This window comes from Methylobacterium sp. 2A (assembly GCF_009806555.1).
Taxonomy (GTDB): Bacteria; Pseudomonadota; Alphaproteobacteria; order Rhizobiales; family Beijerinckiaceae; genus Methylobacterium.
In genome coordinates, this window is sequence record NZ_VUOK01000019.1 from 35040 (window position 1) to 47563 (window position 12524).

Below are 12524 nucleotides of genomic sequence, written 5' to 3' on the forward strand. Positions count from 1 at the left end.
CGCGTAGATCGCCGACACAGCCAGCAGGCGCCGCGTCTGGGCGGAATCACGCGCGACCTTGGTCAAGGCGCGCAGGCCCTCTCCTCGGGCTCCAAACCTCAGGACAGAATCACCCCCTCAGCCGCCGAGGCTACCCCGTGAGTCCCACTCAACGAGCGTTGGTATGAGCCTGTCGAAGGACGGCGCGATCTGTTCCGGGAAGGGCAAGGACGCCGGTCACGGCCTGCGCGACTCGGCCTATCGGTTATGATCAATGCCGATTGGCGTGAGGCGTCGATCTCTGCGTGGGTCTTGGACTGACCGGCGCGGATATAGGCAGCGCGGACGACGTCACGCAGGGCGAGTTGGCCCTGGGGATCAGTGGCCTGGGCGAAGGCCGGCACGGTCAGCCAGAGGGCGTCCAGGAGGGTTCCGGAAACACACAGTCGCCCGCGTGCTGGGGGCAGGCCAAGGACCATGGTCGATCTCCGGATCGGTGAGTCTCAGAAGAGTGTTCGACGGGCCAGGGCGCGGCATGCACGCCGCGGGCGGACTCACCCGGGCCTCCGCCTTCGGTGACGGGAGCCATTTTGGCGAGAGGAGCTCCGACGCTCGAAGATCGGCCTGCCGTCCAATGCATGGGACGCGGCTTGCGATGTCGGGTTGAGCGTTCGAGCCCCACCAGAGCAGATCCGGATCGCCCGTCTCTGCGGGGGCACGCAGCAAAAGTGTGGCAAAAATGCTGCGCGCGATCGATCGATGCAGCTCGCAGATCTCACCGGGCAAGCAATATTTGTGCCAATAGGAAGAACAGCTGTTGTAATCGGTTAGCTGGCATCCGACCAACCTAAAAATTGACGTTGATTGAAAATACATTCCTCAGATTTTCAAATACATTTTCCGTCATAATCCGACGGTTGCGCTGAGATCAAAATTGTACCTAAGTTGTCGAAGCGCAAAAAATTGCGATCGGCCAGGGCATTGCTTTCTGTTCCGATGAGATATTTGCGCGTCGTTCCAGATAATGTCGCTTTTGGACTGATTGATGCGCAAGAAAACTGAGTCCTCGCGGGTCACTACGGAAAAGAAACGGCTTCGGGATTCGGTCTTATCGATCTCGTGCCGCGCGAGCCTGGGCCTCGCGGCTTTAGGATGGTCCGCTTCAAACTTCGCAATCGCGCAGAGCGCAGTCAGCACCGATCCGCGGTCCTGGCGCACTTCGGAATATCGGGCCGATTGGGGCCTGGAAGCCATGCACGCCGCCGATGCCTATGCGGCCGGCTACACGGGCTTGGGCGTCACGGTCGGCGTAGTCGATTCGGGCGTCTACAGCGCCAGCCCGGAATTCGCCGATGGCCGCGTGAAACCGCTCACGATCACCGGCACCTTCGGATCGGACGGCTACTACTTTCAAGACTTAAGGGCGCAACCGCAAGATTTGTCGCCACAACGCAGCTTCTTCTCCGCCGGTCAGTCCTACCGGGTCCCCGGCACGTACGATGCCGCCTTCAATGATCCACACGGAACGCACGTTACCGGAACGATCGGCGCCGCACGCGACGGCATCGGCATGCACGGCGTCGCATTCGATGCCAATGTCTTTGTCACTAATTCGGGGACGACGGATTCGGGGCGTTACGGACGGAATGTAGACTACGCGTACTTCAAGAACGCGTATGGGACCCTGGCCCTGGCCGGGGCACGGGCCATCAATTCCTCCTGGGGCACGCCGCCGGCTGCCGACGATTACGGCAGCGTTGCGGGCGAACGGATCGCTTATGCCCGGTTTGCCAGCAGGCCGAGCTTGCTCGACGCCATGGGCGAGGTGGCGAAGCAATACGACATCATCCATGTGATCGCCGCCGGCAATGCGGGCATGGATAATCCCAACGCCCGCTCGTCGCTTCCCTATTTCCGGCCGGATCTGGAGAAGAACTGGGTCACGGTTGGCGCGGCTGCTCCGGGTCAGAACGGAAGCACGGCCCCGGCGGATCTGCGCCTGATCTTTTTCTCGAATCGCGCCGGCATAGATAAATATTGGTATGTCGCGGCGCCCGGAGTTGATATCCTCAGCACCGCTCCTGTCTATACGCGGGGCGCGGCCTGGGCGCCCGGCAACTGGAACATCAATCCGAACGCTCAGACCGGCTACACGGTCGCCAGCGGCACATCGATGGCGGCGCCGCATGCCACGGGCGCGCTGGCCGTGATCATGCAGCGCTTCCCCTACATGACCAATGAGCAGACGCGGGACGTCCTGCTCACCACCGCGTTCCACCGCAACGCGGTCGACGGAGTCCCTGACACCAATCCCAACGCGCCGAACGCCGTCTGGGGCTGGGGCGTGATCGACCTCGCCAAGGCGATGAAGGGTCCGGGCCAGTTCCTCGGCCCCGTCGCGGTCAATCTCCCGGGCGGGACCCGGGACACGTGGTCCAACGACATCTCGGAAGATGCTCTGATCCAGCGCAAGCAGGAGAACGATGCCGAGGCCGCCGCCTGGGCGCTCCGCAAGGCCGCCCCAGACCCGAAGAGGCAACCCGACGCCCTGCAGGCCTCAATCCCTGCGGCCCGCACCGCGCTCAGCGCCGTGGCGCGCGCGATGCGCAGCGGAAGCCAGTCCGCCTTCCTCGATGCCCTCAAGGTGACCGATGCGGATCCCGTCGCGCATGCGGTGCTGACCACTTTCGTGAATGCCTACGGCTACAGTGCATTTTGGCCGCTCACCAGCGGTCCCTATGCGTCCGCTCGCGTCTTTCTGGGCGGAAGGCTCGCAGGCTACCTCGCCGGCCTGACAGACGCCGACTACGGGGCGGTGGTGGCGGATGTGGCTCAGGATTGGCCGACCGAGGTCCAGGTCGAGACCACGCGGATCGCGTCCTTCGCCAGCTTCCCGACCCGTGGCAGCCTGATCAAGCTCGGGGCCGGGACGCTGACGCTGAGCGGGACCAACACTTTCTCGGGGGGCGTCACCTTCGCGGGCGGCATCCTGTCGGTTTCCCGCGATGCCAGCCTCGGCGCCGGCGGCAGCCCGCTCACCTTCGACGGCGGCACCCTCCAGATCACCGGAACCGCTTTCACATCCACGGCCCGGCCAATCACCTGGGGCCAGAATGGCGGTGGCCTCGACATCGCCGATCCCGCCAACACCTTCACGCTCGCCCAGTCCCTCACCGGCACTGGCGGCCTGACCAAGGCCGGACCCGGAACACTCACCCTGGCGGGCACCAACACCTACACGGGCGCCACCACCATCGCGGCGGGCACCCTGTTGGCTCAGGGCGGACAGGCCATCGGCGATCTCAGCTCCGTCACCATCGCGACCGGCGCAACCCTGGCGCTTGCCGACAGCGAGACCATCGGATCCTTGGCCGGGCAGGGCCGCGTCGCGCTGGGCGCCGCCCGCCTCACCGCCGGCACCAACGGAACCTCCACCACCTTCGCCGGCACCCTCGACGGAACCGGCGGCCTCACCAAGATCGGAAGCGGCACGCTCGAACTGTCCGGCACCAACACCTATGCGGGCGGCACCAGCGTCTACGGCGGCACTCTTGCGGTGTCGCGCAACGCCAACCTCGGTGCGGACAGCGCCAGCCTCACTCTCGGCGGCGGCGGACGGCTGGGCGTCCTGGCGGACGGGTTCTCCACCGCGCGCCCGATCACCCTCGACGGCACAGGCGGCCTGCGCATCGATCTCGGATCCGCGACCTTCGCGGGTGTTATCGCGGACGGGACCCAGCCGGGATTCCTTCTGAAGGACGGCTCCGGTACGGCAATCCTGACGGCCACGAACACTTATACCGGCGGCACCACCGTCGCGGACGGCACGCTGGCGCTCACAGCGACCGGCCGCCTCGTATCCCAGGTCTCGGTCGGCCAGGGGGGGCGCTTCGTCAATGCCGGCCTCGCTGCCGGGAGTGTGACGAATGCAGGTATCCTGAGCAACACGGGCACGATCGCGGGTGGCATTAGGAACGCGGCCCTCGCGTATGCCGAGAATGCCAGCACCATCACGGGCGGCCTGTCCAATGCGGGAACGGTCCTCAACAGCGGGACCATCATGGGCGGCGCCGGCAACTCCGGCCGCCTGTTCAACAGCGGCACGCTCGCGGGCGGGCTGACCAACACCGGCACCGTCACGGCCAGCGCCGGCCGGATCGACGGCGCCATCCGCAACGACGCCGGCACCCTCGCCGTCACCGGCACGGTGGCTAGCGACGGCACCTTCGCCAACGCCCCCGGCGCAACCCTCGCGGTGACCGGTACCGGCGCCTACAGCCTCGCCGGGCCGCTCACCAATGCCGGCACCGTCGCGGTCGCGCAGAATGCCAGCCTCACCGCGCCCGCCGGCCTGAGCAATGCCGGGCTCGTCGCCAGCGACGGCATCCTCAACACCGACCTCACCAACACCGGCACCGCCCGCCTCTCCGGCCAGCTCAACGGCGCGCTCGTCAACACCGGCAATCTCCTCGTCACCGGACCGCTCGCCGGCCTGACCAGCCTGACCAATGCCGGACCGCTCGATCTCGGCGGCAGCGCGCTCACCCTCGCCAACCTCACGGGGCCGGCCTCCGGCGTGGTCGGCAACGGCGCCCTCACGGTCAGCGGATCGGCCGATTCGACCTATGCCGGCGCGATCCTGGAGAGCGCCGCCCCCACCAGCCTGACCAAGGCCGGATCCGGCACCCTCAAGATCACCGGCGCCGGCCGCTTCTCCGGCCCGACCACGATCCAGGCCGGAACCCTCTCGCTCAACGGCTTCTGGACCTCGCCGGTCGCGGTCGCCGCCGCCGGGACCCTGCGCGGCATCGGCACCGTGGCGGCCCCGCTCACGGTCGCCGGTGCCCTGCGGCCGGGCAACTCGCCCGGCACGCTCACCGTGCTCGGCCCGGTCGCCTTCGCGCCCGGCAGCCGGTTCGGCCTCGACATCGACGGACCGGGCACCGGCACCGGCGCGGGCAGCTACGCCCGCCTGCTGGCGCTCGGGCCGAGCGGCGCGGTCGCGGCCAACGGCACCCTGGTGCCGGTGCTGCGCGGCCTCACCGGCAACGCCACCAACGGCTTCACCCCGGCGCTCGGCCAGCGCTTCGGCGTGCTCGCCGCGCAAGCCGGGCTCACCGGCTCGTTCGCCGGGCTCGCCCAGCCGGAGATCGGCCTGCCGGCCGGCACGCGCTTCGACGCGCTCTACCGCGCCACCGGCCTCGACCTCGTGGTCACGCCGTCCGCCTACGGCGACCTCGCCGGGCTCGGGCTCTCCCAGACGGGCAACGCGCGCGCCGTGGGCGCGGCGCTGGACATCGCCCGTCCGGCCGCCGGCACGCGGCCGGACGCCGACCGGGCGCGGGTGTACGACGCGCTCTACGCGGCCGGGCCGGCGACCCTGCCGGGCGGGCTGGCGAGCCTGTCGGGGCAGGCCTACGGCGACGCCGTGATGGCCGATCTCGCCGCGCGCCGGCTCACCGCCGACACGATCGACCGGCACCTGCGCGGACAGGGGGCCGGGGCGGCTTCGTTCAGTGCGGGCGAGCCGGGGCTCGGCCCGAACCGCTCGGCGCTGCAGCTGCGCGGGGCGGCGGGCGCGCCGGACCAGCCGCTGGCCTCGGGCGAGGGGCGGATCTGGGCGGAGGCGCTGTACGGGTTCGGGTCCCGCGCCGGCGACCGGGCGGCAGCCGGGGCGGATCTCGACGCGGGCGGCCTGCTGCTGGGCGTCGACCGTCAGGTCGGGGCCGACACGCTGGTGGGCGGGGCGTTCAGCTACCTGCGCGAGGGCGGCACGTCGCGGGGCGCGGGGCTCGGGCGGTTCACCACCGACAGCTACGGCGGCACGCTGTATGCCGGCACGCGGCTGGGCGCGGTGATCCTGCGCGGCACGGCGGGCCTGTCCTACGCGGACGGGCGGATCGACCGGACCGAGGCGCTGGGCTCCGCGGTGTCGCGGGCGAGCGGGCTGGCCTCGGGCTGGGATGCGGGGGTGTCGGGCTTTGCCGGCTATGCGCTGGCGACCGGCCTGCCGGTCGAGCTCGTTCCGGAGGTGGGCTTCAGCTACGACCGGCGGACCCGGGCGCGGGTGGCGGAGCGGGGCGGTCTGGCGCGCCAGAGCTTCGCCACCGCCGACCTGAACGCGGCGCGCGCGCTGGTGGGCGGGCGACTGGCGAGCCTGGCGCTGGAGGGCACGGCGGCTCTGCGTCTGGAGGGCCGGGCCTACTGGGCGCATGAACTGGGCGACACGTTCGCAACGGTGCGCTCGAGCCTGTTCGGGGTTCCGTTCGCGAGCCGGACGAGCGCGCTGGGCCGGGACGGTGCGGTGCTGGGGGTGAGCCTGACCGGTCCGGTGGCGGAGGGCGTGCAGCTGTCGCTGAACTACACCGGCGAGGTGCGGCCCGGCGCCAGCGCCCAGGTGATCTCGGCCGGCCTCCAGGCCCGCTGGTGAGCGTAGCGCCGATGCGGTGAAGCTGGCCGAGCGGCTGGTCGGGGTCTCCGGTATGCTCGGCCCGCGCGTCACGTCGCGTGGGCCGAGTCGCCTGGGCCGAGTCGCCTGGGCCGAGTCGCCTGGGCCGAGTCGCCGGGGCCGAGTACACCGTGACCAAAGCTGGAGGAGAACGGGCTTGGCCGGGAGATAGACTCACGGACCACTCAAGGCTCCGCAGGTGCTCGATCGGTCGCCGTCACTACTTTCGCAGATTGAGGGAACGCCACAGGTTTTGGCGGATACGCATGCCATGGGCGTGGGTGCTCGCGATGTCAGAGACTGGCGGATGGCGGCGCGGGCCGAGGACACCCTACGATTGGCTGCACCACGTCATCGCGGCCGGGATCTGGGACGAGGCCCCACTGCAGCAGGCGCTTCTTGGCGAGGCCGATCGTCTGGTCGGTGGTGCGGATGCGATCCTGGTTGTGCGCGCGCCGGACGTTCGTCGGCAGGAGCGGGTTGTGTGTCGGCCTGGGCGCGCGACGTTTGTCGGCGCGTCAAGGCCTGCCGGGGATCACGGTATTCCAGCTCTGAATGCATGAGGCTGCTTGCTCATGCCCGGGGCATCGAGGCCGCGCAGGCCAAGCGTGTTTCATGCGATCGACGACCGGCATCGCCCGCACGCCGGGCCTGAGCCCGCGCATGGCGGAGATTCATCATGCCCGGGTGATGGAGGCGCCCGGTAACCCTACCCTGCCCGAAGCCGTTCTCGTCGCGACGGTCGTCGGCGTGCGTCCCGCCAATCACGACGGCGATCGGGTCGCACGGCCCCACGCCTGGGTCACAAGCAGACCGCCAGGAAGACTGCGGCGGCCGGCGAACGTCCGGGGTATCCGGCCTCGAATGCCGTAAGCCGACGCCGTCGCCGCGGCGCGCATATCCGTTGGCGGCGTTCCCGAAGCGTAGGAGGCCGGTTTTCTCAAACAGGGCACAGCCTCATGCGGTTTGGGCCGGCAGTACACGGGCTCGGCCGGCAAGATCACCAACTGCCAGATCGGCGTGTTTGCCGCCCCCGAGAACGACGCACGTCGCCAAGCTCGCAGGTGCCGTATCCATCCGAGAGATCCGCCCAAGAGATCCGCCAAAGAGATCCGCCAAAGAGATCCACCGCTTGGCGATGCCCTCGGCGCAGCAGCGCAGGGAACCTGCCGTCCCGCTCGCTTGGTCAGCTTGGCGACGCGCCCACGAAGCTGCCGCGCAACAGGCGAACCTCAGAGCGAGGAGCCACCTGCACTGCAAACCCCCTTGATGCCGCCCCATCGCCTTGGGCTGAACATCCTGCCGCACCGGCCATGCGGTGCCCTGTGTCTTTGCACCCTGCCGGTCCCCGCCGGGCCAGGGCGGGCCTGTGATCCGCAAGGGCGCGCATCATGACGGAGACCGGGAGCTGCCGGTCCACGCCGCATGAACGGCTCCGGTCGCCGTGTCGGGCTTCGCCGGGCCGATGAAGATCACCACCGGGCCATGGGCGTCGCGCCGGGGATCGTAGAAATCCAGCAGGCCGGGGTGGATCCGCTGGATGAAATCCGGGCGCCGGCCGCTCCGGCGCAGCAGGTGGTCGATGACGACCTGATCGCCATGCACCGCATTCGGCACGGGGCCGCAGGATCCCGGCGCCATCCAGCGATCGGGGTCGGCCGCAAAGGTCGTGTAGAGCGCGGCAAGTTCATCCCCGCGCCAGCGCAGCAGCGCGCTGGAGAGCCGCCCCGCGTGAAAGTAATCCTCCATCGCGGCGAGACCGGGCACGGCCAGGGCCTCCGCCGGTCCGGTGAGCACCGTATCGAGATCGCACAGGAGCGTCGGGCCGTCGGCCAGGTCGGGCCGGAACGCCTCCATCTTGGCCCACCAGGCCGGCCAGTCATGGCGCAGGGGAATCCGCTCCACCCCCGCGACGGCGAGCGGCAGGTCCGTGAGGCAGCGGATCCGCCGGAAAGCCGGTGCGTGACGGCGGACGCCGCGCGCGAGCCGCTCGACCCAGGTCGCATCGTAACGGCCGCCGCTCCTGAGGACCGTGATCAGCGTGGACATGCGGGTTCAACCTTCAGGCGGGTGCAGGCGCAGACGCCCCGACGCCGCCGCGGCCGCGAACCAGGCGCGCTCGGCGTCCCAGGGATGGCCCGGCCAGCCGGCGAAGCCGAAGCCGTAGGCATCCGCCGGCCGGATCCGCGCCGAGCGATCGCGCAGCAGCGCGAGGGTCACGAGGAAGCCGGTGCTGGGGTTCGGCGATCCCGCGGTCCCGGGTGCGAGCAGGTCGTGCGCCTGGCGGTGGAGCGCCTGCGGCAGGATGTGGATCGGGCGCCCGAGGGGACGCAGCCGGCGCGTGAGTTCGCGCGTCCAGCAGATGGGCTCGGGGACATTCTGCTCGGCCGGGAGCATCGGGAAGGGCAGGATGAAGGCCCGCGCCTCGCGCACGACCGGGCGCTCCAGGAAATGGCGGTCGGCCAGCCATTCCCGGGTCTGGCCGCCGCGGTTCACGAGGGCCAGATGCGTGACGCGTCGGCCGGCCCCCGCGCCGAAACCGGGGGCGTTGTTGAAGCGCACCACGCAGGCCGCCGCATCGATCGCCGGCCCGACGGGACCGATCCCGGGCGCGTTGCCGACGATGACGAGGGAGGCGGCGGCCGGCAGGTCCGGAAGGGGATCGGCGAGGGGGGCGGTAAGGGGATCGACGGCGGATGGCATCGCTGGCAAGGATCGGGGGACGCAGCCGCAGTCGCGGTGCCGGTGGCTGACAACCCGGCTCCGGCCGGATCGGATGCACCGGGACGACGACCATGCGACGCTGCTTCGTGTGCGCGGCCGACATGCTCGGATCCAGCGTGCGGGCTCTGACCTATCCCGACGGCCGCCGCCGCACCTTCCCGCGTGCCTGCGGCTCCTGCGGCGTGCTGCTGGCCCATGATGCGGACCCGGCCGCGTGCCGGGAGCACTTGGCCCGGCATCTCGCCGCACCGGTCTTCGTGTCCGACCCGGAGGCGCCCTACGGCCTGGACATCTACACCCTGCGAACGGCCGCGACCGGCCTCGACCGGGGCATCGATCCGCTCGACGCGGCGGGCCGTGCGGCGCTGCGGCATCCCCACGACCAAAACGCGGCGCGGGCCGATCTCTTCCCCCTCGCGGAGGCCGGTCGGCCGCCTGTCTCGCTCGGGCTGCTCTGCCGCCCTGCGGAACGGGATGCGGCGCTCGCGTCGCTGCCCGAGCGAGCGGGCTGGACGGACGATGTCGTGATCCTCCTCGACGGGCCGGCACGCGCCCCCCGGGCGGTGCCGGTCGCGGGATTCCCGGACGGGGCGGTGCGTGTCGCGGCGCGGCCCCTCGACGGCGATTTCGCCGCCCAGCGAAACGCGCTACAGGACCTCGCGCGCCACGCCTGGATGCTGCAGCTCGACGCCGACGAATCCCTCGACCCGGCCGCCGGACGGCGCCTGCCGGCGCTCGCCGCCCTGGCCGAGGCGGGGGACGCGGTGTCGATCGGGCTCGCACGGGCGAACCGGGTCGACGGCGTGCTGTCGGACGTCTTCCCGGATGTCCAGTACCGGTTGAACCGCACGCGCGTCCGTTTCGCGGGGCGGGTGCATGAGCGCCCGGTTCTCGACGGGGGCTGGCCGCGCAGCTTCATCGCGCTGCACGGGGTCATCGCGCATCGCCTGGAGGCCGCCCATGTGCGGGCGCGGTCGCGCCGCTACGAGGCCCTCGATCCCGGGCGCGGCCGGCTCGACGAGGAAGCGGCGCTGCTGCGTCCCTACGCCGATTGAGGGTCCGTGCCGCGCCAAACCCCGTTCAGGTTCGGCCGGCCGCCGCGATCGCCTCCCGGTACAGCGCCAGGGTCGCCTGTCCGAGCTCGGCCCGGCCGAAGCGCCCGGCCGCCGCCAGGGCCCGCGCGCGGTACAGCCGGCGCAGGCCGGGATCCCTGAGGATCGGACGGATGGCGTCGGCGACGGCCGGCCCGGTCGCGGCTCCGGCCAGGGGGCCGGCGCCCGGTAGGCCCACGAAGGCGCGGGCGCTCGCATCCTCCGCGCAGGCGACGATCGGCCGACCGTAGGCCAGGGCCTCCTGGTAGACCAGGCCGAAGCTCTCGTAGCGCGAGGGCGCGACCACCGCATGGGCCCGCGCATAGGCCTCCGCCAGGGCGAGGCCGTCGATCCGGCCGCGAGCCCGGATGTGGTGCCGTGTTTCCGGCGGAAGATCGGCCGGAAGATCGGCCGGGGTGACACCGACGAGGTCGAGGCGGAAGGGGGGCAGGCTGCCCCGGGCCTGCTCCAGGCCGAGGATCCCCACGGCCCCCAGGAGCGCGTCGAAACCCTTGCGCGCCTCGGCCCGCCCGACGAACAGCAGGCGCACCGGCCGCTCGGCCTCCGGATAGGCCGCGCCATGCGCGCGCGTCGCGACCTCGGGCGGGAGGCTGAGCCCGATCACCGCGTCGGGCTGCCGGCCGGTCAGCCCGTAGGAACGGGCGATCACCGCCGCGTGCGCCGCGGTGTTGGCGATGAGCCCGGCGCTCGCCTGAGCCTGTCGGCGCTCCAGGCGGTCGGCCGTGCCCCCGTCGAGGCGGTCGCGCAGGCTGCCGGCCGGGTCGCGGGTGAAGGCGGCCGGCGTCGAGCTGCGCGTGACCAATGGCAGGTCTCGGCGGCCGGCGAGCAGAGCGGCCGGCGCGTACCAGTTCGTCGCCTCGACCACGGCGAAGGGCGTCCGGCGATGCGCGTCGAGCACGGCGCGGCGGAAGGCGAGCGGAGCGGCGAGATGTCCGGCGGAGCCCCAGCGGCGCAGGCGCGCCAGGGGGCTTCCGGGCGCCAGGGCGAGGCCCGACACGGCGACGCCGCCGATCCGTTCGTGTCCGCTCCGGTCGAGGGTGAAGACCGTCACCTCCGCGCCGGCCTCGGCGAGGCTCTCGGCGATTTCCCGGGCGGCGGTGGAGAGCCCGCTCGGGGATGGCGGGTAGTCCCAGGCCAGGAGGGCTGTGCGCATCAGGCTCGCAGGCGGCGATAGAGGGCGAGATAGTCCCGGGCCATGCGTTCGGCGGTGAAGCGCGCCTCGAACCGGCGGCGGATGCCGGCGCGGTCGAGCTGCCCGATCCGGGCGAGGGCCGCGACGGCCTCCGCTTCGGTGGAGACGATGAAGCCCGTCACCCCGTCCTCGACGATCTCGGGGACCGAGCCGCGGTCCCAGGCGACCACGGGGGTACCGCAGGCCATCGCCTCGATCATCACGAGGCCGAACGGCTCGGGCCAGTCGATCGGGAACAGGAGCGCCCGGGCGCCCCCCAGGAGCTCGCCCTTCCGGGCATCGTCGACCGGCCCGAGGTAGGTCGCATCGGGACCGAGGAGCGGACGCACCCGCTGGTCGAAATAGTCCGGGTTGCCGACATCGATCGTGCCGCCGAGCCGGATCGGCAGGCCGGCGGCGCGGGCGACGCGGATCGCCACGTCGGGCCGTTTCTGGTCGGTCATGCGGCCCACGAAGGCGACATGGTCGTCCGGCACAGCGCGGAACCCGTAGCGGGTCCGATCGATGCCGTGATGCACGATGCCGGCCCGGTTCGCGGCGGGGATGCCGGCCGCCTGTGCGGCCGAGATCGCCGCCACCGGCAGGTCGGGGAAGCCCTGGAAGAACAGTGCCCGGTCGCGCTCGTCCACCCGCCAGTGGATCGTGGTCAGGCTGTGCCGGCGGCGCTCGCCCAGGAGCGCCGCATGGGCGAATTCGCCGTGGCAATGGACGATGTCGAAATCGTCGAGCCGCAGGCGCAGGGCCTCCAGCTGCAGGGCGTCCAGCGCCGCCGGCACACCGGGTGCGACGCGCCCGTGTTGCCGCTCCAGCGCCGCGAGACTCGGGTAATCGCCGACCCGCGGCAAGTCTGTCGCACTGTCCGAAGAAGCAAACAATGTTAGTTCGACCCCCAAGCTTCGCAGCGCCGTGCTCAGATCGTGCACAACCCGCTCGGTGCCGCCGTGATGGGCTGGGGGGACGGGAAATATGTTCGGTGCGACCTGGGCGACGCGAAGCACGGCAACCTCTTTACATATGTTAAGCCGGAGCGCGGCGACCGATTTACAGACGTCAAGTTTTCCGGGTCGTC

At 71.0% G+C, this 12524-nt stretch carries 6 protein-coding genes and 1 pseudogene; 3 read left to right on the top strand and 4 right to left on the bottom strand.

The annotated features are described in order from the left end of the window. Window positions 1–1231: 1231 nt before the first annotated feature. Window positions 1232–6409, top strand: a complete 5178-nt coding sequence (locus FVE89_RS10210; protein ID WP_160533924.1) for a S8 family serine peptidase — start codon at window positions 1232–1234, stop codon at window positions 6407–6409. Between the two features lie 945 nt (window positions 6410–7354). Then, window positions 7355–7822 (top strand): annotated as a pseudogene (locus FVE89_RS31065) (transposase); the annotation flags it as partial. On the opposite strand, the gene FVE89_RS10225 reads toward FVE89_RS31065, so the two are convergent. Both FVE89_RS10225 and FVE89_RS10230 read right to left on the bottom strand, forming a co-directional pair. Beyond that, the gene (locus FVE89_RS10225; protein WP_160533925.1) at window positions 7817–8476 is read right to left on the bottom strand and encodes a hypothetical protein; all 660 of its coding nucleotides are present in this window, start codon (window positions 8474–8476) and stop codon (window positions 7817–7819) included. The pseudogene FVE89_RS31065 and the gene FVE89_RS10225 sit on opposite strands and share 6 nt — an antisense overlap. Before the next feature lie 6 nt (window positions 8477–8482). Continuing rightward, complete coding sequence (locus tag FVE89_RS10230) at window positions 8483–9130, bottom strand: hypothetical protein (RefSeq protein ID WP_160533926.1); 648 nt, start codon at window positions 9128–9130, stop codon at window positions 8483–8485. A 92-nt stretch (window positions 9131–9222) separates the two neighbouring features. Between FVE89_RS10230 and FVE89_RS10235 the strand changes: the two genes are divergently transcribed. Then, a complete protein-coding gene (locus FVE89_RS10235; RefSeq protein WP_160533927.1) occupies window positions 9223–10206 on the top strand; it encodes a hypothetical protein in 984 nt (327 codons plus the stop codon). Window positions 10207–10231: 25 nt separating this feature from the next. Here FVE89_RS10235 and FVE89_RS10240 read toward each other — a convergent pair whose 3' ends face one another. Further along, a complete protein-coding gene (locus tag FVE89_RS10240; protein WP_160533928.1) occupies window positions 10232–11416 on the bottom strand; it encodes a glycosyltransferase family 4 protein in 1185 nt (394 codons plus the stop codon). Continuing rightward, window positions 11416–12453 (bottom strand): glycosyltransferase family 4 protein, encoded by a 1038-nt coding sequence (locus tag FVE89_RS10245; RefSeq protein ID WP_160533929.1) that lies wholly within the window; start codon window positions 12451–12453, stop codon window positions 11416–11418. Before FVE89_RS10245 ends, FVE89_RS10240 begins: the two co-directional genes overlap by 1 nt. Window positions 12454–12524: the final 71 nt, after the last annotated feature.

Excerpts from the sequence above, each read along its gene's own strand:
- FVE89_RS10210 (WP_160533924.1), top strand. The coding sequence starts at position 1,232 with ATGCACGCCGCCGATGCCTATGCGGCCGGCTACACGGGCTTGGGCGTC.
- FVE89_RS10225 (WP_160533925.1), bottom strand. The coding sequence starts at position 8,476 with ATGTCCACGCTGATCACGGTCCTCAGGAGCGGCGGCCGTTACGATGCG.
- FVE89_RS10230 (WP_160533926.1), bottom strand. The coding sequence starts at position 9,130 with ATGCCATCCGCCGTCGATCCCCTTACCGCCCCCCTCGCCGATCCCCTT.
- FVE89_RS10235 (WP_160533927.1), top strand. The coding sequence starts at position 9,223 with ATGCGACGCTGCTTCGTGTGCGCGGCCGACATGCTCGGATCCAGCGTG.
- FVE89_RS10240 (WP_160533928.1), bottom strand. The coding sequence starts at position 11,416 with ATGCGCACAGCCCTCCTGGCCTGGGACTACCCGCCATCCCCGAGCGGG.